20 protein-coding genes are annotated in these 22428 nt (G+C 38.1%); 11 read left to right on the top strand and 9 right to left on the bottom strand.

The window, feature by feature from the left end:
* Positions 1 to 70 precede the first annotated feature (70 nt).
* Genes AC13EX_RS03160 through AC13EX_RS03150 form a run of 3 tightly spaced genes read left to right on the top strand, consistent with a single transcriptional unit; the run spans position 71 to position 5043 of the window.
* The gene (locus tag AC13EX_RS03160) at positions 71 to 2962 is read left to right on the top strand and encodes a TonB-dependent receptor (RefSeq protein ID WP_482891513.1); all 2892 of its coding nucleotides are present in this window, start codon (positions 71 to 73) and stop codon (positions 2960 to 2962) included.
* 12 nt (positions 2963 to 2974) lie between these two features.
* Positions 2975 to 4441 (top strand): SGNH/GDSL hydrolase family protein, encoded by a 1467-nt coding sequence (locus AC13EX_RS03155; RefSeq protein WP_482891512.1) that lies wholly within the window; start codon positions 2975 to 2977, stop codon positions 4439 to 4441.
* 5 nt (positions 4442 to 4446) lie between these two features.
* The gene (locus tag AC13EX_RS03150; RefSeq protein WP_482891511.1) at positions 4447 to 5043 is read left to right on the top strand and encodes a nucleotidyltransferase family protein; all 597 of its coding nucleotides are present in this window, start codon (positions 4447 to 4449) and stop codon (positions 5041 to 5043) included.
* A gap of 391 nt (positions 5044 to 5434) precedes the next feature.
* Here AC13EX_RS03150 and AC13EX_RS03145 read toward each other — a convergent pair whose 3' ends face one another.
* Both AC13EX_RS03145 and AC13EX_RS03140 read right to left on the bottom strand, forming a co-directional pair.
* Positions 5435 to 6184, bottom strand: a complete 750-nt coding sequence (locus tag AC13EX_RS03145; RefSeq protein ID WP_339718104.1) for a glucosamine-6-phosphate deaminase — start codon at positions 6182 to 6184, stop codon at positions 5435 to 5437.
* A gap of 313 nt (positions 6185 to 6497) precedes the next feature.
* Positions 6498 to 6782, bottom strand: coding sequence for a hypothetical protein (locus AC13EX_RS03140; protein WP_482891510.1), 285 nt, complete (start codon positions 6780 to 6782; stop codon positions 6498 to 6500).
* A gap of 31 nt (positions 6783 to 6813) precedes the next feature.
* On the opposite strand from AC13EX_RS03140, the gene AC13EX_RS03135 reads away from it, so the two are divergent.
* Positions 6814 to 7974: an acyltransferase family protein gene (locus AC13EX_RS03135; RefSeq protein ID WP_482891509.1), complete on the top strand. Its 1161-nt coding sequence runs from the start codon at positions 6814 to 6816 to the stop codon at positions 7972 to 7974.
* Between the two features lie 232 nt (positions 7975 to 8206).
* On the opposite strand, the gene AC13EX_RS03130 is transcribed toward AC13EX_RS03135, so the two are convergent.
* The gene (locus tag AC13EX_RS03130; protein ID WP_482891508.1) at positions 8207 to 8671 is read right to left on the bottom strand and encodes a GAF domain-containing protein; all 465 of its coding nucleotides are present in this window, start codon (positions 8669 to 8671) and stop codon (positions 8207 to 8209) included.
* A 112-nt stretch (positions 8672 to 8783) separates the two neighbouring features.
* Here AC13EX_RS03130 and AC13EX_RS03125 point away from each other — a divergent pair, with 112 nt between their 5' ends.
* Positions 8784 to 9494 carry a 16S rRNA (uracil(1498)-N(3))-methyltransferase gene (locus AC13EX_RS03125; RefSeq protein WP_482891507.1) on the top strand — a complete coding sequence of 237 codons (711 nt, stop codon included), beginning with the start codon at positions 8784 to 8786 and terminating at the stop codon, positions 9492 to 9494.
* Between the two features lie 373 nt (positions 9495 to 9867).
* Here the strand turns inward: AC13EX_RS03125 and kdsB are convergent, their stop codons facing one another.
* Positions 9868 to 10602: a 3-deoxy-manno-octulosonate cytidylyltransferase gene (kdsB, locus tag AC13EX_RS03120; protein WP_048644060.1), complete on the bottom strand. Its 735-nt coding sequence runs from the start codon at positions 10600 to 10602 to the stop codon at positions 9868 to 9870.
* 188 nt (positions 10603 to 10790) lie between these two features.
* On the opposite strand from kdsB, the gene AC13EX_RS03115 reads away from it, so the two are divergent.
* Both AC13EX_RS03115 and AC13EX_RS03110 read left to right on the top strand, forming a co-directional pair.
* A complete protein-coding gene (locus AC13EX_RS03115; protein ID WP_482891506.1) occupies positions 10791 to 12665 on the top strand; it encodes a CocE/NonD family hydrolase in 1875 nt (624 codons plus the stop codon).
* A 186-nt stretch (positions 12666 to 12851) separates the two neighbouring features.
* Positions 12852 to 13400 (top strand): ferritin, encoded by a 549-nt coding sequence (locus AC13EX_RS03110; RefSeq protein ID WP_048644061.1) that lies wholly within the window; start codon positions 12852 to 12854, stop codon positions 13398 to 13400.
* A gap of 91 nt (positions 13401 to 13491) precedes the next feature.
* Here AC13EX_RS03110 and pncA read toward each other — a convergent pair whose 3' ends face one another.
* The 3 genes from pncA to AC13EX_RS03095 all read right to left on the bottom strand — a co-directional run bounded on the left by pncA (position 13492) and on the right by AC13EX_RS03095 (position 16476).
* Positions 13492 to 14121 carry a bifunctional nicotinamidase/pyrazinamidase gene (gene pncA / locus AC13EX_RS03105; RefSeq protein WP_482891505.1) on the bottom strand — a complete coding sequence of 210 codons (630 nt, stop codon included), beginning with the start codon at positions 14119 to 14121 and terminating at the stop codon, positions 13492 to 13494.
* Positions 14111 to 15592 (bottom strand): nicotinate phosphoribosyltransferase, encoded by a 1482-nt coding sequence (locus tag AC13EX_RS03100; RefSeq protein WP_482891504.1) that lies wholly within the window; start codon positions 15590 to 15592, stop codon positions 14111 to 14113. Before AC13EX_RS03100 ends, pncA begins: the two co-directional genes overlap by 11 nt.
* 62 nt (positions 15593 to 15654) lie before the next feature.
* The gene (locus tag AC13EX_RS03095; protein WP_048644064.1) at positions 15655 to 16476 is read right to left on the bottom strand and encodes a DMT family transporter; all 822 of its coding nucleotides are present in this window, start codon (positions 16474 to 16476) and stop codon (positions 15655 to 15657) included.
* Positions 16477 to 16630: 154 nt separating this feature from the next.
* On the opposite strand from AC13EX_RS03095, the gene AC13EX_RS03090 reads away from it, so the two are divergent.
* Positions 16631 to 17074, top strand: a complete 444-nt coding sequence (locus tag AC13EX_RS03090) for a peroxiredoxin (protein WP_482891503.1) — start codon at positions 16631 to 16633, stop codon at positions 17072 to 17074.
* Positions 17075 to 17170: 96 nt separating this feature from the next.
* Here AC13EX_RS03090 and AC13EX_RS03085 read toward each other — a convergent pair whose 3' ends face one another.
* Entirely contained in the window at positions 17171 to 18514 is a 1344-nt protein-coding gene (locus AC13EX_RS03085) for a Gfo/Idh/MocA family protein (RefSeq protein ID WP_048644066.1), read from the bottom strand.
* A gap of 28 nt (positions 18515 to 18542) precedes the next feature.
* Entirely contained in the window at positions 18543 to 19304 is a 762-nt protein-coding gene (locus AC13EX_RS03080; protein WP_482891502.1) for a 3-keto-disaccharide hydrolase, read from the bottom strand.
* Positions 19305 to 19584: 280 nt separating this feature from the next.
* On the opposite strand from AC13EX_RS03080, the gene AC13EX_RS03075 reads away from it, so the two are divergent.
* From AC13EX_RS03075 to AC13EX_RS03065, 3 genes are all read left to right on the top strand, one after another.
* Entirely contained in the window at positions 19585 to 20766 is a 1182-nt protein-coding gene (locus AC13EX_RS03075; protein WP_482891501.1) for an aspartate aminotransferase family protein, read from the top strand.
* 366 nt (positions 20767 to 21132) lie between these two features.
* The gene (locus tag AC13EX_RS03070; RefSeq protein ID WP_482891500.1) at positions 21133 to 21732 is read left to right on the top strand and encodes a hypothetical protein; all 600 of its coding nucleotides are present in this window, start codon (positions 21133 to 21135) and stop codon (positions 21730 to 21732) included.
* A complete protein-coding gene (locus AC13EX_RS03065; RefSeq protein ID WP_482891499.1) occupies positions 21729 to 22247 on the top strand; it encodes a 5' nucleotidase, NT5C type in 519 nt (172 codons plus the stop codon). Before AC13EX_RS03070 ends, AC13EX_RS03065 begins: the two co-directional genes overlap by 4 nt.
* Positions 22248 to 22428: the final 181 nt, after the last annotated feature.

Here is a 22428-nt window from a genome sequence, read left to right as displayed (position 1 = left end):
CTATAAGCTATTGCAAAATGACCTGAATTAACTTATTCTTATCCATTTTGACAACTAAACCCAAAGTGCCATGAAAACTAACCGACAACAAAAGGGTTTCCATTATTATATACTATTAATTGGGTTATTTCTTCTCCCATTAACACCCTTACTCGCTCAGCAAGCAACAACGATAACAGGTACGGTCAAAGACATGGATACCAACGAAACCTTAATCGGTGTAAATATCTTGGTAAAAGGAAAGGTTTCGGGAACCATTACGGATGTAAAAGGAAATTTTTCAATTACCGTGGGCTCCCCACCTCCTATTACTTTGATCTTTTCAATGGTGGGTTTTACCAGCCAGGAAATAACAATTACCTCTCCTAATCCCTCACCATTAGAGGTTATTTTATCAGAACAAACCTTTTTGGGACAAGAAGTAGTTGTTTCCGCCTCTAGAGTAGAAGAAAGTATTCTCCAATCACCAGTATCTATAGAGAAAATGGATATATTGGATATTAGAGAGGCTCCAGGGGATTCCTACTACAAGGGCATAGCCAATTTGAAGGGCGTGGATATAACAAGTTCCTCAATAAACTTCCAAATTTTAAATGCCAGGGGTTTTAACTCAACAGGAAATACCCGTTTTGTTCAACTAACGGATGGCATGGACACGCAGGCCCCTTCGTTAAACTTCCCTATTGGAAATCTGAATGGACCATCTGAGCTTGATGTAGAAAGTATTGAGTTTATACCTGGAGCCTCCTCGGCCCTTTATGGTCCTAATGCTTTCAATGGAATTTTGCTGGTAAATAGTAAAAACCCCTTTGATTATCAAGGCTTAAGTGCTTATTACAAGCAAGGAATAAACCATATAAATACTAATCCTGAAGAACCTGGCTCACCCCAACCAATGTATGAAGGAGCCATCAGGTATGCCAAAGCATTCAATAATAAGTGGGCTTTCAAAATCAGCGCTTCAATGATGAAGGCGGTGGATTGGTACGGTACCAACAGCACCGACCTCAACTCCATTGCCCAAGGAGACTTACCATTCAACCCAGGAGCAAATCAAGTCCACACTTTTGGAGACGAGGTTTCCAATAATATTGGTCTACTAAGAAATGTGAGTGCCATTCAAGAACAAGCAAATTTGCTTGGAATAGGCGCTTATATTGGTAGCATTCCTGATCAGGTGGTATCAAGGACTGGTTATCCTGAAAAAACACTGGTAGATTATGGGGCACGTAATTATAAGTTAAATGGAGCTTTGCATTACCGTATCTCTGACAATGCGGAAATATTTTACTCCTTAAACTACGGTTCAGGTACTTCTATTTATACCGGGGCCCAAAGATACTCCCTTAATGAATTTTTTATCACCCAGCACAAATTAGAATTAAAAGGTGATAACTATTTTGTCCGTAGCTACACGACTAGAGACAATTCAGGTAAGTCTTATATCTCAGATTTAAATGGAATTTTAATCAATGATACCTGGAAGGACAATTCTACCTGGTATGGAGAATATACCCTAAACTACCTAGGCGCATTGGCCAATCAACAAGTTGTTCCGGGCCAGCTTGGTACCACAGCACAACAGGCAGCAGCGCACCAATTTGCGAGACAACAGGCAGATCAGGGCAGGTACCTTCCCGGAAGTGCTGAATTCAACAATACAGCTGCGGATATTAGTGGAGATTTTATCCCTAGTGGTTCATTGTTTTATGATCGTTCCAGAATGTACCTAACGGAAGGTCAGTATGATTTCAAAAATGAGATAGACTTTTTAGATCTCCAAGTTGGGGCAGCTTACAGGGTTTATGATTTAAGATCCAATGGAACCATATTTGCTGATTATGAAGGCAATGACATCACCATTTCAGAAATCGGTAGTTATGCACAAGCCTCCAAACGTCTATTGCAAGAAAAGTTAAGACTAATGGGTTCTTTAAGGTACGATAAGAATGAAAATTTTGATGGACAGTTTAGCCCAAGAATGGCGGCAGTGTTCACAGAGAAAAATCATAATTTCAGGTTGTCTTATCAAACTGGGTTTAGAATGCCTTCAACCCAAGCTCAGCACATTGACCTCAATGTAATATCTGCCCGACTAATTTCTGGTTTACCCTACTATAGAGACAAATACAAAATATATGAGAATGGATATTCATTGGCGTCTGTCCAAGAATATACTGCTGCTGTAGCTCAAGGAGCCAGTCCGGTTGGAGCATCTGCAACAGGGCTTTTAGAGCCAGTGACTTCACTTCCTGCCCTAAGTCCTGAAAAGGTTAAAGCCATAGAAATTGGCTATAAGGGATTGCTAATGGATAACAGGCTTCTAATTGACTTCGCCTATTACTACAATAGATATAATAATTTCATTTCCCAAACGGCCATACGAAAAGCTCCGGGACCAGTATACCCAGGTGCTGACCCTAGCTCAGATGAAGGAGCCATAAATGCCATCAATGCACCTTCCCTTCTGACACCTGTGACCACACCAGGACAAGAAAACACCTTTCAGTCCTACACCAATATTGTGGACAGAGAGGTTCGGGCCCATGGCTTGGTTCTTGGAGTTAATTATAATCTTCCAAGCAATTATACTATCAGTAGCAATTACAACTACAACAAGTTACTAACAGAATTTGAGGCGGGATATTTGTCAGAATTTAATACCCCGGAACATAAGGTCAACATAGTATTTGGGAACAGAAAATTAACTGATAAACTAGGGTTTAATCTTGCCTACAGATACCAAACTTCATTTAGATGGGAATCAAGCTTCGCTAGAGGTACAGTTCCTGAAGTCCATAATTTGGATGCACAGGTCTCCTACAAAGTTAAAAGCATGAAGTCAATTCTTAAGTTAGGAGGATCAAATGTTCTTAACAATAGGTATTTTCTAAATTTTGGAGGACCTACTACCGGAGCCATATATTACCTGTCCATTACATTTGATGAATTGCTAAACTAAACCAATAAGATTATGAAACGATATCAAACGTTTATTACATTTTTGGCCCTTGGTTTACTCCTTTCCTGCCAATATGAATTCCCAGAACCTGATTTATTAACTCCGGATTCCGGGCAAGCCGACTTCACTAAAATGGTCACCATTGGAAGTTCAATTACTGCGGGTGTTATGGATGCGGCTTTATACAATCGATCGCAACAAAACTCTTTTGCCGTCATTTTAGCCAATCAAATGAAAGAAGTTGGCGGAGGTGTTTTTAACGTGCCTGAAATTGATGCTGAGGTGGGTGACTTGATCCTCACTCCTACAGGAGGAGGTTTGGGCCGCTTAATACTAACTGTAAACAGAAATACCGGCAGTATTTTACCTTCACCAATAATTCCCGGTAATCCCATTACTCCATTTACCGGAGATAAATCTTCAATCAATAATTTTGGAATAAATGGGCTTTCATTGGCCGGAGCACTATTACCGGCATCTGGGGATCTACAAAACCCCACGCACCCTTTATTCAACCCCTATTATGCTAGATTTGCCAGTAATCCTGGGATGTCAACACCTATAGAAGATGCTGCGGCGGCCTTGGCAGATGAAGGAACATTCTTCGTTTTTTGGCTAGGTAAAAACGATGTTTTACCCTATGCTTTGACAGGTGGTGCCATTCCGGAATTATTAACAAGCGATCAGGATTTTTCACAGCGCTATCAGGCGGCTTTGGGAACCATGCTTCAAGCCAATACGGAAGCCAAAGGGGCTCTTGGAAACATCCCTAACATCAATGAACTCCCTTACTTTAGCACCGTTACATGGGATGCTCTTCCATTGCCATTAGCATTGGCAAGCATCGCTAATGGCGTCTATAGTGACTATAATGCAGGCTTAGATAATCTTGTAACTGCAGGTATGCTTAGTGAAGCCGAAAGAGACCTTAGAAAAATAAATTTTATCCCCGGGCAAAACGGTTTTATTATTGAAGATAAAACTTTAACTGATTTTAATGGAAATGGTTTACCATCAATCAGGCAAAGCAATATAAACGACAAAGTTGCCTTAACAACAGGTCAGGTATTGGGACAAATAATTGGAAATGATCCAAATATGATCGTAGGTGTTACCGTTCCTGTAGGTGACCAATACATTTTGCTTCCCTCCGAACAAGAATTGATGACTGAAAAAATTAACGCTTTCAATCAAATAATCGCCACAGCTGTTTCTTCAAATTCCGACAGATTGGTTTTGGTAGATGCAAAAAACCTAATGGACAATATCAACCAAGGTTTGGTCAATGCAAATAGTGTTGCTGTTACCAATTCTATTTCACCACCAAATGGAGCTTTTTCAACCGATGGAGTTCATCCTAATGCAAGAGGGAGTGCGGTTTTAGCCAACCACTTTATCCAATCCATTAACGACAAGTGGGGAAGCTCAATACCTATGACAAACCCAAATTCATTTATGGGCAACGACCTACCCCGATAAGTGCTATGGAAACAGCTACCATTATACTAGCTGCAGGAAACTCAAGTAGATTAGGAGAACCAAAGCAGCTAATCAATTTCAATGGAGTAAGTCTTTTGCAAAGGATTTCAAGCATTGCATTGAACACTACCTTAGGTCCTGTAATAGTAGTTAAAGGGCAACAGAAATACCCCCTTAGCCCTCACCCAAGGCTACAGACGGTAGTCAATTTGGAATGGGAAAAAGGTATGGGTAATTCCTTGAAGTTAGGTTTAAAAACTCTTATGGATGATTTTCAAGTAGAGCAGGTTTTGGTACTATTATCAGATCAGCCAATGGTAAATGAAGAATTAATCCATGTTTTACTGGATTCAAAAGCCAAAGGTAAGCGGCCAATTGCCGCCGCCTTTTACAAGAATTCACCAGGCGTACCTGCTATCTTTGACAAGTCTGTTTTCAAGATGATAGTGGATATGCCTGACAAACAAGGTGCAAAAAAGATACTTCTTTCCAATCCGGGTTTGGTATCTCTGGTGAAATTTGATGCAGGTAAAATAGACATAGACACACCCGAAGATTTGCTCGCCTTACAACAATCAAACTGGGAGCATTTTAATAATTAAACGCGAAATACGCAATAGACAATCTATTTCGTGCTGAAATCGCTTCAAAATCAGCCACTTCGTTGCTGCTTTCAATTTCACTATAGCGGTGCTATGCTAAAATCTCCAAACAGCCTGATTTTCTTGCGATTGCAACACTTCCCGTAAACACGGGACAGGCATCACCCCTGACCTTGTCAGGGCGGAGAAATTCTATTACATAATCCGGGTTAAAGCCAAAATATCAAACGGCCAATCTTTTGGATGAATAAAATACTTGCTTAATAAAAGGCAAAACTGATTCTCTAATACCAATGAGCCTAAAAAAAAACATCCCAAGCACATCATACAGCTTTTCAATTAAGTATTGTTAAGCTGCAAATATGCTTGGGATGAAAATATATATTATTACCTAGTGTACAGTAATGGTTGCATCTAAAAGTGATGCAGCAGCCTCATCAAGGTATATCCCACAATCTGCGTGTTGTTGTAAAATACTCGCTGGAAATTCAGGACTAACTTCATTTTCAAGGCATGCTTTAACGGCCTTTGCTTTTCTTTCATCTGGAACAGAACAAATGATTTTATTAGACTTCATTATCTGTTGAATAGACATGCTTATGGCCTTTTTTGGAACATCTTCCAAAGTTGGAAACCAACCTTCACCAAATTGTTGTTGACGGCAAGCTACATCTAAGTCCACAACAAGATAAGGAGTGGTAGTTTCAAAGTCAGCTGGAGGATCATTAAAAGCAAGGTGTCCATTTTCCCCGATTCCTACCATTGCCACATCTATAGGTGATTGGCTAATAAGCTCATTCAATCGATTGGTTTCTTCCATAGGATCCTTCTCTCCATCAATTAAGTGATAAGCTTTCAATCCTTTGACCTTATCCAAGAACCTTTCTTTTAAATATTTCCTGAAGCTCGCAGGATGGGTAACAGGCAATCCAAGGTATTCATCCAAATGAAACATTGTAACCTTACTCCAGTCAATATCATGGGACAATATTGTTTGAATCGTCTCAAATTGACTTGTTCCGGTGGCCAGAATAATATTGGCTTCACCTTTATTTTGGATCGCATCCAAAATTGCCTCAGCAGCATGATCTCCTGCTAATTTGCCCATTTCAGATGGGTCTTTTCGATTATAAATCTTCATTTAATAGGTATTATTTGTTTGATATTTATCCTCAGCTAATAAATCCATCTTGGCCAAGTAAAATGTAATTAAGCACTTTATCGTATCACCAGTTTTCAGGCAAAATATTTGTATTTCCTTCAAGAGACAGGGAGACATCCAAGAGGTTTACTATTTCTCTAACCTCCACTAGTTAAATCTGGGACATCTAATGTTTCCCCTCTATCTATTGGCAACGGACCTTTCAATTAAAGGCCCTATAACACTCCAGATTGCAGCATTATATACTTCCATATCCAATGAAATACCATTCCTAAGAGAGTCCATCATTCTCCTATGCCGGTACGACATAGCCGGACATGTTAAAAGTCATGGTACGATGAGATTCACTGGATTTTATATTTTCGACTTTTATTGCAGAAAACAAACCGGTAATAGCGGCAAAACCTGACAATCCTCCAACCTTATGAAAATCTCTCCTTTTGTTATCTATATTTTTATTATACCTCAAATAGGTAAAACTTACCTCTACTACACCAAATATATTATAGCCATTGTATATAAAATAACTTTTTAATTCCAATAATTTAAAATAAATTCGAGGAATTATGTTATTCAAATAATCCCCCAATTTACTGAAAGTCTTTGTCATGACAAACCCACCCATCACTCAAATTGATTCAGAACCACGGTCTAAGGATACATCTTCATCTCCGCCTTCTAAAAGACTTCTCTCAATAGATGCATTAAGAGGGTTTGACATGTTACTTATCGCAGGAGCAGGATCATTTTTAGTACAATTAAAAGGAAAAACTGGTATTTCCGCTGTAGATTGGGTTGCCGGTCAATTTTACCATCCTGCATGGAATGGTTTTTCTTTTTACGATTTTATTTTCCCTTTATTTTTATTTATTGCAGGAGTTTCGTTAACGTTTTCATTAAACAAGGGAAGGTCCTTTGGCATGACCAAGACCACCTTATACAAGAAAACATTTTCGAGAATGATAATACTTATTCTTTTAGGTATTTTGTTTAAAAATTCACCAGTCCCATTCTTTGAACCTTCACAAATTAGACTGGGAAGTGTTTTGGGTAGAATAGGTATTGCCACCTTCGTCGCCACAATTATTTATTTAAATTTCGACTTTTACAAAAGAATTGGAGTAGCTGCCATAATTCTTTTGCTTTATTATGCAGCCTTATTTCTAATCCCTGTTCCTGGATATGGAGCAGGAGATTTAAGTATTGAAGGAAACTTGGTAGGATGGTTTGATAGAACTTTCTTACCTGGCATCCTCAAACAAGAAATCTATGATGAACTTGGACTGTTAACACAAATCCCAGCATTGTGTCTTACTGTTTTTGGTACTTTGGCAGGAGATATTTTATCCAGGGCTTGGCTGGACTCCAAGAAAATCAAATATTTAGCCATTGCAGGCATCATGGGTGTAATTATAGGTTTGATTTGGGACTTACATTTCCCTATAAACAAACACCTATGGAGCAGTTCTTTTATAATGTTAACAAGCGGCTTGGGTTTTCTTTCTTTGCTATTATTCTATGTAATTATAGATGTATGGAAAATAAGAACATGGGCTTTCTTCTTTCAAGTTATAGGGCTAAACTCATTAACCATCTATTTTGCCTTCAGTTTTATCGATTTCAGGTTCACTAGCAAGAAGTTATTTTCAGGTTTATATGCGCCACTAGCTGAAGAATGGCATTCTGTTTTTCAAGCATTCGGTGCCCTTATGTTGGTTTGGGTGTTTCTATACATCCTTTACCGTTTGAAAATCTTCGTCAAAGTATAATTTGACTTGAGCCACATGCTTTCACTAGAAATAGAGGATCTACCTTCAAGCGCATGATTAAATTTTAACCACTTGAAGCCATAATATCTATTTGATTAAGGAGAGAGATTGTGATTCATTCGATGAGTAACCAAAAAATGGCCGTATTGTTGTTGAAAAACGCAACAATACGGCCATTTTTTTTAGTCAATTAATTACCTATCGGCACTTCTCTAAGCCCAGAGAAGTCAGGTTAGGCTTTTGCCTTTTGAGCCAAAGCAGCAGCTATATCCATCAAAGCAATGGTTTCTTCTTCATTAAATTCATAAGGTTCTTTTTTGGCAATACCCAATGTACCAAATAATTCCTCCTCTAAAATCATAGGCGCGGTAATCGCACCTTCCACCTTTGTATCCTTAGCTCCGGGTCTAACTACACCTGAGTCATCTGTTTGCAAATTACAAACTTGCACAGCTTCCATTCTTTCAGCAGCAATACCAGCCATTCCCTTCCCAACAGGTATAGTACTCATTTTAGGTAAAAGGAAATCTGGAATACCCACCTGAGCCTTAAGTTCTAAAAGTCCAGTTTCTTTATTTAACACGTGCAGGGTCCCTGTAACACAGTCAAATGCCGACAGGCATTCTTCAAGCCAAAGCTGCCATGCTGCATTATTGGCTTGAAGAATCCTTTGAGATAGATTAGAAGTAGTAGTCATTATTTGAATAATTTTTATTATCAATAAAAAGGTTTCTATCACAATAATAAACAAATCCTGTATAACCTTTAAGGTTAATTTTATAAATTCGAAGGAATAAAACGACAATGTCATGCAGCTTTTTTTTGAAGAGGAGATCAACGGGGAAGTATTTACTTTGGACGCTCAGGAGTCCAACCATTTATGTAAAGTTTTAAGAAAAAACATCGGGGACACCGTGCTGTTCACAAATGGAAAAGGGTCCTTGTTTACTTGTATTATTGAGGACAACAATCCGAAAAAATGTAAACTTAAAATCGTAGAACAACTTTTCACCCCGGTAGAAAAGTCACATATTCATTTGGCTATTGCGCCGACTAAGAACATGGATCGCATGGAGTGGATGCTAGAAAAAATGACGGAAGTTGGATTCGATGAAATCACATTTCTGAAAACGGCACATATCGAAAGATCAAATATCAAACTTGATAGACTGCATAAAAAATTGGTGTCTGCATGTAAGCAAAGTTTTAAAACCTGGTTGCCTGTTCTTAATCCAATTACCGACTACGAAAAGTTCATTACCGATGCCTCATTTCATTCACATGAACGCTTTATTGCTTATGTAGACAAAGACAATGACACGCACTTGATTAAGCAAGCTTCACCAAATGAATCTTACCTTGTATTGATCGGGCCTGAGGGTGATTTCAGCCCAAATGAGATATCTGCAGCCATTAACAATGGATTTAAACCCTGTTCCCTTGGCAAGCATCGTTTAAGAACAGAAACTGCAGGTCTTGTGGCTGTTCATACTTTGAACCTATTGAATCTGAAGCAGTAAAATCACTAATTTTAAGCCAACTACTGAAACATATAAAATTGTAGCGGTTTGAAACTGGCATGTGTCTAGCTTTTGTCAGGGCATTCTTTCAACATGAAATATGCAATAGACAATCTATTACGTGCTGAAATCGCTTCAAAATCAGCCACTTCGATGCTGTTTTCAATTTCACCATAGCGGTGCTATGCTAAAATATCCAAACAGCCTGATTGTCTTGCGATTGCAACACTTCCGGAAACACGGGACAGGCTTCACCCCTGACTATTGTCAGGACGGAGAAATCCTATACATAATCCGGGTTCAAAGCCAAAAGTAGCAGTTCCTCCAAAAAAACAACTATTAATGCTATGCCTTTAGCTATTTACTTAAGGGATCAACTTGAGTGGTTATTATCATAATAAGTCAAGGCTCTATCAAGGTCTTCGGGAACATCTATGGCTACAGCCTGGTGTTCAGTCTTGACCATTTTTATACGGATGCCATTTTCCAACAACCTTAATTGTTCAAGCATTTCAACATTTTCCAATAAGGACTTTTCCCATTGAGTAAAAGCCATCAAAAGGTCTTTTTTATAAGCATAAATCCCGATATGTCTGAAATATTTCGGTGAAGATGCTTCATTCCTTTGAAATGGAATGGGGGACCGACTAAAATATAGGGAGAAGTTATCCTTGTCGGTAACTACCTTTACAATATTCGGATTGTTGATATGGCTAGGTTCTTTAATTAGTGACATAAGTGAAGCTACTTCCACTTTTTCATCCTTGAATGCAGCAACGAGATTGGAGAGAGATTCCTTGTCTTGAAAGGGCTCATCTCCTTGAACGTTTACTATTATATCCGCTTCAATTGAGGCGGCTGCTTCTGCAATACGGTCGGATCCACTTTCATGCGGTTTTTGGCTAAAAAACACTTTGCCACCTTCCTTTTTTACAGCTTCAGCAATTGATTCGTGATCCGTCACCACCAAGACCTCATCAAAAACATTTGTAGCAAGGGTGCTTAAATAAGTTCTGGCGATCAATGGTTTCCCTCTCAAATCCGCTAACAACTTTGCAGGAAAACGAGTGGCTCCAAATCTTGCAGGAATTAAGGCAATGGTCTTCATTTATTGATGTTTCTTATTAATTCTTAACTGGTTACCTATGATTTTAGATGAAATATTTTTTTGGAATTACACCAAAATCACTGAAATAAGGATTATCTTAATAACAAAGCTAATCAATTTAAGCCCATTTCAGGGTAAAATCAATATCTTTATTGAAAGCTAGAGCTACTAATAAACAATATATGATCATGAAAAAAACACTCCCTATTTTGGTCCTATTTATATTGTTCTTTTCCTATTCGATTAAAGCATTCACACAAGACATAAATGAGGTTGAAAGGCTTTATGAAAAAGTAGAACATGACATCCCTATGAGAGATGGGATCAATTTGCACACTGTCGTTTACATTCCAAAAGACAAATCGAAACAATATCCAATACTAATGCAACGGACACCTTACAGTGCCGGACCTTATGGACCAAACAACATGAAAAGCAAAATTGGACCTTCTGAATTTTTAATGAAGGACGGATATATATTTGTCTATCAAGATGTAAGAGGAAGGTGGATGTCTGAGGGGCTCTACGACAATATGCGACCTACACTTTCTGCAAGAAATAAAAATTCCAAAGAAATTGATGAAAGTACGGATACCTATGACACCATAGATTGGTTATTGGCCAACATTGAAAACCACAATAGCAGGGTGGGAATATGGGGCATTAGCTATCCTGGATTTTACAGTGCGGCAGCACTACCATTTGCACATCCCAATCTTAAGGCTGTATCTCCACAGGCTCCTATAGGAGATTTTTATTTTGATGATTTTCACCACAATGGGGCCTATTTATTAAGTTATTGGCTGGCTACCTCTGTTTTTGGTTATCAAAAAGACGGGCCAACAGAGGAGGCTTGGTATGACATGGTTAATCCTGGAACAAACGATGGATACCAGTTCTTCATGGATATGGGCTCACTTAAAAATGCAGACAAATGGTATGGTGAAGATAATTTCTTCTGGCAACAATTAAAGGAAAACCCCAATTACAATTCCTTCTGGCAAGAAAGAAGTATAATCCCCCACTTAAACAATATAAAACCAGCAGTATTGACGGTAGGCGGTTGGTTTGATGCAGAAGATCTGTATGGCCCCCTCACCGTTTACAAAACCATTGAAAGCAACAATCCCAACACTTATAATGCCATTGTAATGGGACCTTGGTCTCATGGAGATTGGTCAAGGGAAGCAGGTCAGCAAATTGTATCCAATATCTACTTTGGAGATTCCATATCAACCTGGTACCAGAAAAACATAGAGCGCACATTTTTCCATCATTTCTTAAAGGAACCCACTGAAGGAAAACCCAAGCTACCTGAAGCCTATATGTTTGATACTGGCAAACACAAATGGGAAAAATTTGATCAATGGCCACCCGAAAACAACGAATTGAAAAGCTTCTTTTTGCATGAAGGAGGAAGGCTTTCACATGATTCCCCAGAAGGGAATCGATTTTCTACTTTTATATCAGATCCAGCCAAACCAGTACCCTATAGCCAAGACATCAAATTAAATTTTACTCCTCGTAAATACATGGCTGATGACCAGCGTTTTGCTGCAAGAAGACCTGATGTTTTGACTTTCGAAACTGAGGCTTTAACTGAAGACATGACATTCGCAGGAGAAATCATGGCCAGACTAGAAGTTGCAACCTCACAAACCGATGCAGATTGGATTGTTAAACTAATTGATATTTACCCTGGAGAATACCCTAATCACGAATATGTATTGGATGGTGTTGACATGGGGAACTACCACCTTATGGTTCGATCAGAAGTTATTCGAGGCAGGTATAGGGAAAGTTTTGAATTCCCCAAACCATTTGTCCCAGACCAAATTACTTCAATTGATTTAAAATTACAGGATGTTTTACACACCTTTAAAAAAGGCCATAAAATCCAAATTCAGATCCAAAGCAGTTGGTTTCCCTTGATTGACAGAAACCCTCAAAAATATGTTGAAAACATCTTTAAAGCCGAAAATAAAGACTTCATCAAAGCCACTCATCGGGTATTCCATACTGCTGAATTCGCAAGTAAAATTGAAGTCATGGTGCTTCCTTAGAATGGTTTAAAATTAGGATTTATAGGTTTAGTTTGTGAGAATGGCGAGCGAAAATACATATATTTATCATTGAAAAGACAGCAAGTGAAGGATTGAAAGGATTCAAAACATCGATTTACTCCTATCATCAGAAAGCCATTAAAAAAGGTATCCTTGCATATTTAACATAGAAAACTAAAATTCAATATGAAAACTAAAGAAAAAGAAATCGTAACCTTAAAGAGGTCACTATTAATTGATACGGAGAACAAGCTTAACAAGCAGGTGGAAATGGAAGGAAAATCTTCAGCTTACTACCTTTCTATGGCTTCATGGGCTGAAATGCAAGGTTTCTCCAACTCTGCCCGTTTTTTATATGACCATGCCGAAGAAGAAAGAGGTCATATGCTTAAATTATTTAGGTACATCAACGAAGCTGGAGGCCATGCCATTCAACCGGAAGTTACCAATATCAGGCAGCATTTCAATTCCCTCCGAGAGGTTTTTGAGTTGATTCTTGAACATGAAATAGAGGTTACCAAGTCTATAAACATCATAGTAGACCATTGTTTCAATGCGAAAGATTTTGCTACTTTTAGCTTTATGCAATGGTACGTAACTGAACAACGAGAAGAGGAAACATTAGCTAGAAGAGCTTTGGAAATCTTCGATATTATTGGCGAAGAAGGAATCGGTTTATGGACGATCGATCAGGAAATGGGCAAATTACATGCTACTAAAGAGCCTGAAGTATAAATTCAATTTTGGATTCCCCCAATAAAAAACCCTTCAGTATAAAACTGAAGGGTTTTTTATTGCCTTTTATTTAAGGCCAAGGCAGTTTTATTTATAAAGAACTAGAGGAAACCAGGATTGCACCTTGAGTTTCCATTTCTTTAAAAGCCTCTAAAGTATCATTCGGAGATAAGTTCACCCCTTTAGTAGCATCCGCTATTAAATAGGTAGTGAATCCTAAATCCAGGGCATCTAAAACTGTGAATTTAACACAGTAATCAGCCGCCAAACCTGTTACAAATACATTCTCTATCCCATTAGCTTTGAGGAAGTCTCCTAAGCCTGTTTTCTCTTTCCTACCGTTATCGAAAAAACCACTGTAAGAATCAACCACTGGATTGGACCCTTTTTTAAATACCTCTCTCCAGTTTTGCTTGTCCAAAGATTTGTGGAAATCTGCTCCAATCGAATTCTCAACACAATGTACAGGCCATAAAATTTGATCTAGACCATTTAGGCTGATTGATTCCCCCACCTTCTTGCCTTCATGGTTGGCGGCAAAACTACCATGGTTGGCGGGATGCCAATCTTGGGTAGCTACAATTAGGTCAAACTTATCTTTAACCTTATTGATGACAGGTATTACTTCATCTCCCTTGCCTACGGCAAGAGCTCCGCCAGGCAAAAAGTCATTTTGAACATCTACAATTATAAGCGCACTGTTTTCCTTATTAACTTCCATTGTCCATTGCTTTAGCTTTTAACACCAAGGCTGTCCTGTATTCATATAAACTTGCTTCAAGTCCCACCGGATAAATATGAGGATTGATCAGTCTTTTATGGGTTTTATCAAAAATGGCAAGCCTATCTTGCGTTCGCTGCCTGATTTGTTGAATACTTGGGCGATTATAAACTTTCTCCCCTTTACTAAATATAGGTTTTAAAAGTATTTCTGCTTCAGCATTGTCCACAGAAATCTTCTTTCTTCGAGTAGGATCAATAGGGTCTATAATGGTAACCTTATCACTTTTCTCTAAACCTTCAAGGTAAATCATATCCGCCAAGGCCTTTCCACCAGCGGTGTACCTCAACACATTATGATATCCTGGGATATTTATTTTTATCGATTGTTGAGACAATTTAATCTTTGGAACCCAGTCTCCATCTTTACCTTTCAAAGCAGATAGCTTATAAACAGCTCCTAAAGCAGGTTGATCATAAGCTGTTACCAGTTTTGTACCTACTCCCCATACATCTATTGACGCTTCTTGCATCTTTAATGAGGTAATGATATGCTCATCAAGGTCATTGCTTGCCACAATCTGTATATTAGGAAAACCTGCTTCATTCAACATCTTCCTAGCCAGGTTACTAAAATAAGCCAAATCCCCTGAATCAATCCGTATTCCTTTTATTTCCTTGCCAATTCCTCTTAGTTTCTCAGCTACCTCGATGGCATGCTTTACTCCTTGAACAATGTCATAGGTATCTACCAAAAGTGTAGTATTGTCGGGAAAAGTTTCAGCGTAGGACTCAAAAGCTGACAATTCATTATCAAATGACATGATCCAGCTGTGGGCATGAGTACCTGACACAGGTATACCAAATAGCTTGGCGGCCATTACATTTGAAGTGGATGAACAACCTCCAATATAGGATGCCCGACTAGCAGCCAAGGCACCGTCAATTCCTTGCGCTCTTCTCAAACCAAATTCCATCACAGGATCCCCATTTGCAGCCAATACAATCCTTGCTGCCTTTGTTGCTATCAAAGTTTGGAAATTGATAATGTTTAATAATGGGGTTTCTAAAAGCTGGCATTGAATTAAAGGGCCTTTGACCCTGACCATAGGCATGTTCGGAAACACAACTTCCCCCTCTTCTACTGCATCTATATCGCAGCTAAAGGTCATGTTTTTCAGGTAATCAATGAAACCGCTTTCGAAAACCTTTTTACCATTGGCATCTTTCATTTCAGCCAAAAACGCGAGTTCATTGTCCCCAAACTGCATATTCCGGCAATAATCAATCACATAATCTAAGCCTGCTGCAATTGTAAACCCACTTTGAAATGGGTTTTTTCGAAAAAATAAGTTGAAGATGGCTTCTTCCTCGGCCTTACCAGCTTTCCAATAGGCATAAGCCATGGTAAATTGGTAATAATCAGTTAATAGAGTAAGTGAGCTGTGATATAGGTCTTTGGTAATTTTCATAAATGCGGTGCTATAAATCTCAAATTTACAGTATTAAGCGGCTTATACCACATTTTGACTCATTATTTTGATTTTGGCTGCCTTACATATAAGAAGTTGAGGATTACCCCTGAAAGAACCAGTAACATGCCTCCGTAGGTAATTAAATTGTACGTTTCATCAAAGAGAATGTAGCCAAAGCCTAAAGCATAAATTATTCCGATATAATTCAAGTTTGCCACTTTTGCCAGATTGGCATTTTGGTAAGCCATGGTCATGTAGTACTGCGCCAGTTGAGTTAAAATACCTATTAATAGTAATAAAGCCCAATCCCAACCTTCTGGTTGTACCCAATAAAAGTAGCTTAAAACACCCGCAACAGGTATAGTGACAAGGGGAAAATAAAACACAATAACCAGTGGATGTTCCGTATTTTTAAGTTTCCGGATCACATTATAAGCCAACCCAGAAAATAAAGCAGACACAATCCCTATTCCAAGAAACAAGGCATCTATTCTAGGGTCAAAACCTTCGATAGTTAACACACCCAAAAAAGCAATGGCGAAGAAAACAAATTGCTTCGGTTTTACCTTTTCCTTGACTATAAATATACCCAAAATACTAGTAAAGATAGGGCCAAGATATTGGATGGTGACAGCACTTGCCAAAGGAATATTTTGGAGGGTATAGAAGAATGTAATTAAACCTACTGAGCCCACCACTCCCCTTAACACCAATAATTTCCTATTATTCCCTAAAACAGGTACTGATTTACGCTTTAGAATCATGTAACTGAAGATAAAGCTGAAAACAGAGCGGAAAAGAATAATTTCAATGGCTGGAATATGGGGTAAAAATTTAACTGCAACATTCATTAGTGCGAAAAAACACACTGCCAGCAACATGTGCCTTACACTTGAATTACTCAAAATATCTTATTAAAACCTAGATTAAAATTACCTCATTAAAAGTCCTATAAAGAAAAATTGGTTCCAGAAAACAGATAAAACGAATAAAAGAAAACTAATTATCCTGAAATTTGTTTATCTATTTAAAAAAATGGGATTAAGAATCGGACAAAAGGCGCCAGACTTTACCTTACCATCCACATCAGGATCGGATTTTAAGCTTTCAAAAGATTTCTTTGGAAAAGCATGTATTATCTATTTTTACCCTAAGGATTTTACCGGAGGATGTACTGCACAGGCCTGTGAATTCAGAGATCAATTCGAGGAATTCAGGGACTTGGACCTTCCTGTAATTGGAATTAGCAGAGATGATATGGAAACTCACCTTCGGTTTAAAAAAGCCAATAAATTACCATTTGAGTTACTATCAGATACGAGCGGTGAAGTGTGTAAAAAATACAATGCATTGGTACCCATCATCGGTATACCTAAGCGAATCACCTATTTATTGGACAAAGGTCATGTCATTAAGGATGAATTCCAGGATATGTTTAATGCCAAAGCCCACATAAAAAAAATGCTGGAAAATTATTGAGCCAAATGTACCCTTATTGTAATGATCCTACTGACTTTGAATTAAAAATAAAGGGATGCATTACGCATCCCCTTATTTTTTGATTAAAAAAGCTTTTTATACTTTAGGCAGATTCCACCCATTGTTGTAATTGGCTTTTATTAATTTATTTGCTTTTCCACTAGTAAACTGGCCTTTGTCAGCATCCCAATAGATTTTTTCACCCAATTTATAGGCTACATTTCCCATATGGGCATTTATTGCAGCGATAGATCCAGTTTTAATTCCACAATGTAGCATGGATGGGTCATTGGCTTTCATGGCTTCCACGAAATTCCTACAATGTAACCTTTGTGCAGATCCTTCCGGCTTCACTAGCTCAATTGCTTCAATTTTCTCTTTTTTGGTACCATTTACATTTTCGGTTTCGGCAATTACTTTCCAACCACCACGATTCACTACCAGCGTACCATTGTTACCTATAAAGGCAATCCCCTCAGTCGTACCATAATTACCGCCGTCAATGCCTGTAGCATGCTCCCATAACATATTAAAGCCATCGTATTCATAGACGGTTTGCAATGTATCCGGAGTTTCTGAAGCATCATCAGGATAGGCCAACTTACCACCTGAAGCCATGATTGATTTAGGTGCACTAACCCCCATTGCATACAGGGCTATATCTATTTCGTGCACACCCCAATCCGTCATCAATCCACCGGCATAATCCCAAAACCAACGAAAGTTGAAATGAAATCTATTGGCATTGAAAGGCCTGTCAGGAGCTGGTCCAAGCCACATTTTATAATCTACGCCGGCAGGTGGCTGACTGTTTGGCAATTGTGGAACTGGATTCATCCAACCTTGATAAGCCCAGGTTTTAACCAATCTTATGTTTCCTAATTTCCCTGACTTTACCATTGCTATGGCTTGTTCATATTGGGATCCACTTCGCTGCCACTGTCCTACCTGAACAAGCTTCCCATATCTATCTGCTGCTTTCACCATCAAGTTGCATTCCTCTATAGAATTGGCGAGTGGTTTTTCGGTATAGGCATGTTTACCTGCTGAAAGACTATCTATCAGATTCAGGCAGTGCCAATGGTCAGGTGTTCCAATGATTACTGCATCAATATCGGGATCCTCAAGCATTAATCTATAATCCTTGTATTGTTTAGGCCTTTTTCCCCGAAGTTTGTAAACATCTTCACTACGTTGGTCTAAAACACTTTGGTCTACATCTGCAAGGGCCACACAATTGACTTCTGGTATGCGTAGATGGCTGTGCATATTTGACCAGCCCATCCCCTTACAACCAATTAAGCCGAAATTAATCTGGTCATTTGCCCCTATCCTAATAGCTCTGGCTTTTAGGTGCTCAGCAGACAATAGTCCCGGCATTGCTGCTATCCCTGCTGAGGTCAGCAATGATTTATGGATAAATTTTCTTCTGGAATTCATTATTTATAATTTTAAGATAATGAATGGCTTAATCTAATTTTCTAGCCCAAATATTTCTAAAACTAACAGGGTTTCCATGATCCTGAATATGGAATGGCAATTGCTCATCATGGGCTACATAATGAGGTATACCAATGTATTGTGTCGGACCATGAAGCATCACATTGTTTTGAACAAGCACTCCATTGTGAAATACCGTAATTCGCGCTGGAGAAATCAACATCCCTTTTGAGTCAAAGCGAGGAGCAGTAAAAACTGCATCATAGGTATTCCATTCACCTGGAGGTCTCATGGCATTTGCTAATGGAGGATGTTGTTTGTAAATACTTGCAGCCTGGCCGTTAGAATAGGTCTTATTATCGTAGGAATCCAGAATCTGTAATTCATATTTCCCCATTAAAAAGAAGCCAGAATTGCCTCGTCCTTGCCCATCACCTTTTACAACACTCGGCGAACGCCATTCAATATGTACCTGAACATCACCAAAAACCTCTTTGGTCTTGATGCCTCCCGTTTTGGCAACTACAGTAAAAACACCATCTTTAACTTCCCATTTAGGAAAACTACCATCCCTCTCACTTACCCAGGCATCCAGGTTATTTCCGTTGAAAAGTACAATAGCATCCGCAGGAGGTAGGTGGTTTTCACTACCTGGTGTTACAACTTGTACCACCGGCTCATAAAATTCAGTAGCCTGAGGTGGTAATTTAATTTCTTTCTCCTGAGCTGTAACAGAAAATGCTCCGGTAACACCCAGGGCTAAAAACAAAGAAAAGAATTTTGATTCCATTGGTATATTTTTGGTTTATAACTATGTAATATTCAAATTAAGTGATTTGTACCAGATAAACCCTAATTTAAGGGCATTAATTTTAATTAATGCCAATAATTCAATTGATAATAGGTACTGGATTTCCAATGATAAAAATGATTTAAATCCAGCTTAAATGCTTAAGGTTTCTTTACAGTATTTATTATGATTACTTTTGCTATTCCATCGTCTTAAAACCTTCAATTATTGTAAAAAACTGTACCTGAAATAGGTTTTTTACTATAATACTCTATTTATTATGAACAACCGACAGTTATTTTTATCTCATTTGGCCCAAACTACCGATTTCCCTCTGATGATAGAAATAGAAAAAGCAGAGGGAGTATTTCTTTATGGTCCAAATGGTGAGAAATACATGGATCTTATATCTGGAATTGGAGTAAGTAATATTGGTCATCGTCATCCAAATGTGTTGGCAGCAATTCACGATCAACTTGACAAATACCTTCATTTAATGGTGTACGGGGAATACGTTCAGCAACCCCAAACCCTTCTAGCCCAGGCATTAGTCAACACATTACCAGATTCGTTAGACAATGTATATCTGGTCAATAGTGGTAGTGAAGCCATAGAAGGGGCTTTAAAACTGGCAAAAAGATTTAATAACCGAAGGGAAATTATTTCATGTGTAGATGCCTATCATGGTTCTTCTCATGGGGCCTTGTCTGTTGGGGGAAATGAGCTCTTCAAACGGGCTTACCGACCCTTGCTACCGGGAATTAGAAACATAACCTATGGAAAAATAGAGCAACTAGAACTTATCACTACAGATACTTCCGCTATAATCTTAGAGACCATACAAGGAGAAGCTGGAGTAAGAATCGCAGACAAGGAATATTTTATGGCTTTGCGTGAAAAGTGTAACCAAACTGGTACACTACTAATTATGGATGAAGTCCAAACTGGTTTTGGAAGAACAGGTAAATTTTGGGCTTTTGAACATTTCAACATCGTGCCAGATATAGTGGTTTGCGCCAAAGGAATGGGAGGTGGTATGCCTATTGGTGCATTTGTTACATCGAAAAAGATCATGGATGTGTTTAAAGAAAACCCACTACTGGGACACATTACTACATTTGGAGGACATCCTGTAAGTGCTGCAGCTTCTTTAGCAACCATTCAAACAATAACAGAGGGCAATTTAATCAAACAAGTAGAGGAAAAAGCAACAATGTTTAAACGTTTGTTGGTCCATCCAAAAATTAAAGAGATAAGAAGCAAAGGCTTAATGATGGCTGTGGCTTTTGATTCATTTGAAGTGTTAAAACCAATAATAGACCGCTGCATAGAAAATGGGGTCATTACAGACTGGTTCTTATATTGTGATAATGCCATGCGAATCGCTCCACCACTTACCATAAATTTTGAAGAGATACAGGAAGCTTGTCAATGTATTTTACAATCCATTAATGAGGATTAATGATAGTCAATTGTAACAGACTTGTCAATTCCCATATCTAAATTCAACAAAAAAATATAACCAAAAGAATATCAAGCTATTAAATTACAAAATACAATAGCACAACTCTTAGAAACCCAAGCTACAATAACGTGAAATGGTTGTAGAACGGATAGCATGTCAAAAGGATATTTCAGGTTAAATAGATAGTGAAAATTTATAAATTTTGCTCTTTTATAAATCACTATTCTTTGTATTAAATTATTGTCTGCAAATGATTTGCAGATTCTACTGAGAGCAAATAGACAAAACTTTTAAATTTTGTTTAATTTGCAGAGAAATTAGTTATTCATGAATAGATTAATAAAAAAATTAACAAATTGCATTATGATGATTCGCTATTTTTTGTTCACCTTATTTTTATGCCTAAGCTTTACCCTTTCAGCTCAGGAACAACCTGCTCCAACTACAACTGAATTGGAAAATGGTACAATAGAGCAACAATTTGACTACTTGAAGAAGGTATCTACCAATTATCAAGAGTACAAAGTAATTAAATTGCGTTCACTTGAAAAACTGCAAACAAACATATTGGACTCTATCAAAGGATACCAATCTACCATACAGGAATTAAAAAGTACATTGCAAGAAAACAAAAAGCAAATAGACGATTTGAATCAGCGTCTTACAACTACCAAGGCTGATTTTGATCGAGCAGTTGAAGAAAAAGACAGCTTTAGTATTTTTGGCATGTTATTGCATAAGACTTTTTACAGCAATTTGGTATGGGGAATAATTATACTCTTGATAATAATTTTAGTGATTTCTTATTTCCGCTTTAAAAGAAGTCATCAAGTAACCGCCGAAACACAACAAAGCCTTGAGGATCTCCGTGAAGAGTTTGAATTACACCGTAGAAATACTTTAGAAAGAGAACGAAAACTTAATCGTCAATTGGTTGATGCATTAAACAACAAAGATTCATGAAAACCATTGCTATAGATATGGACGGTGTTCTAGCCGATGTTTATCAGCAATTTATTGATATGCATTTAGCAGAAAGCGGCATAACCTTAGAAAGGAGTGACATGGTGGGAAAGGCTGAAGCAGAAGCTTTTCCACACCTTTTAAAACATGTAAACTCCAATGGCTTTTTTGAAACAGCCCCATTAATGGCAGGAAGTCAACAAGCGCTTAAAGAATTGTCTAAACATTACCGCCTATTTATTGTATCGGCTGCTACTGAATTCCCATTAAGTCTTGCCGAAAAACACAGCTGGCTAGGGAAACACTTCCCATTTATAACATGGCAACAAATGGTGTTTTGTGGCTCAAAGGAGATAATCAAGACAGATATAATGATTGATGATCATTTTAAAAACCTTGATGTTTTCGAAGGGAAAACTTTTCTATATACCCAACCTCATAATGAAAATGCCAGCCCTGGAAAACATCAAAGGGTAAACGATTGGCAAGAAATTCAAAAAATATTATTGCCCTAAAACACAAAGTCTCAATAGATCACACATATCACCGTATCTAAAACTTTAATAAAATATTCGGTAGTTAATTAAGGGAATTGGTCGGATTTAGCACAAAACATCATTTATTGATATGGTGGAATTCCTTTTACGTAGCAACCTTAGGGTGGTTGCGAAAATTCTTTTCAAGGCTTTAGATTCC

The organism is Cyclobacterium sp. L-R (genome assembly GCF_056859355.1).
Note: the sequence above shows the minus strand (reverse complement) of the source record. Positions and strands in the feature narration are given on the sequence as shown.

Coding starts and splice junctions, on each gene's coding strand:
- AC13EX_RS03070 (WP_482891500.1), top strand. CDS start 21,133: ATGATGATTCGCTATTTTTTGTTCACCTTATTTTTATGCCTAAGCTTT.
- AC13EX_RS03095 (WP_048644064.1), bottom strand. CDS start 16,476: ATGTTGCTGGCAGTGTGTTTTTTCGCACTAATGAATGTTGCAGTTAAA.
- AC13EX_RS03065 (WP_482891499.1), top strand. CDS start 21,729: ATGAAAACCATTGCTATAGATATGGACGGTGTTCTAGCCGATGTTTAT.
- AC13EX_RS03115 (WP_482891506.1), top strand. CDS start 10,791: ATGAAAAAAACACTCCCTATTTTGGTCCTATTTATATTGTTCTTTTCC.
- AC13EX_RS03135 (WP_482891509.1), top strand. CDS start 6,814: ATGACAAACCCACCCATCACTCAAATTGATTCAGAACCACGGTCTAAG.
- AC13EX_RS03090 (WP_482891503.1), top strand. CDS start 16,631: ATGGGATTAAGAATCGGACAAAAGGCGCCAGACTTTACCTTACCATCC.
- AC13EX_RS03145 (WP_339718104.1), bottom strand. CDS start 6,184: ATGAAGATTTATAATCGAAAAGACCCATCTGAAATGGGCAAATTAGCA.
- AC13EX_RS03110 (WP_048644061.1), top strand. CDS start 12,852: ATGAAAACTAAAGAAAAAGAAATCGTAACCTTAAAGAGGTCACTATTA.
- AC13EX_RS03100 (WP_482891504.1), bottom strand. CDS start 15,592: ATGAAAATTACCAAAGACCTATATCACAGCTCACTTACTCTATTAACT.
- AC13EX_RS03080 (WP_482891502.1), bottom strand. CDS start 19,304: ATGGAATCAAAATTCTTTTCTTTGTTTTTAGCCCTGGGTGTTACCGGA.
- AC13EX_RS03130 (WP_482891508.1), bottom strand. CDS start 8,671: ATGACTACTACTTCTAATCTATCTCAAAGGATTCTTCAAGCCAATAAT.
- AC13EX_RS03160 (WP_482891513.1), top strand. CDS start 71: ATGAAAACTAACCGACAACAAAAGGGTTTCCATTATTATATACTATTA.
- pncA (WP_482891505.1), bottom strand. CDS start 14,121: ATGGAAGTTAATAAGGAAAACAGTGCGCTTATAATTGTAGATGTTCAA.
- AC13EX_RS03075 (WP_482891501.1), top strand. CDS start 19,585: ATGAACAACCGACAGTTATTTTTATCTCATTTGGCCCAAACTACCGAT.
- kdsB (WP_048644060.1), bottom strand. CDS start 10,602: ATGAAGACCATTGCCTTAATTCCTGCAAGATTTGGAGCCACTCGTTTT.
- AC13EX_RS03125 (WP_482891507.1), top strand. CDS start 8,784: ATGCAGCTTTTTTTTGAAGAGGAGATCAACGGGGAAGTATTTACTTTG.
- AC13EX_RS03155 (WP_482891512.1), top strand. CDS start 2,975: ATGAAACGATATCAAACGTTTATTACATTTTTGGCCCTTGGTTTACTC.
- AC13EX_RS03150 (WP_482891511.1), top strand. CDS start 4,447: ATGGAAACAGCTACCATTATACTAGCTGCAGGAAACTCAAGTAGATTA.
- AC13EX_RS03085 (WP_048644066.1), bottom strand. CDS start 18,514: ATGAATTCCAGAAGAAAATTTATCCATAAATCATTGCTGACCTCAGCA.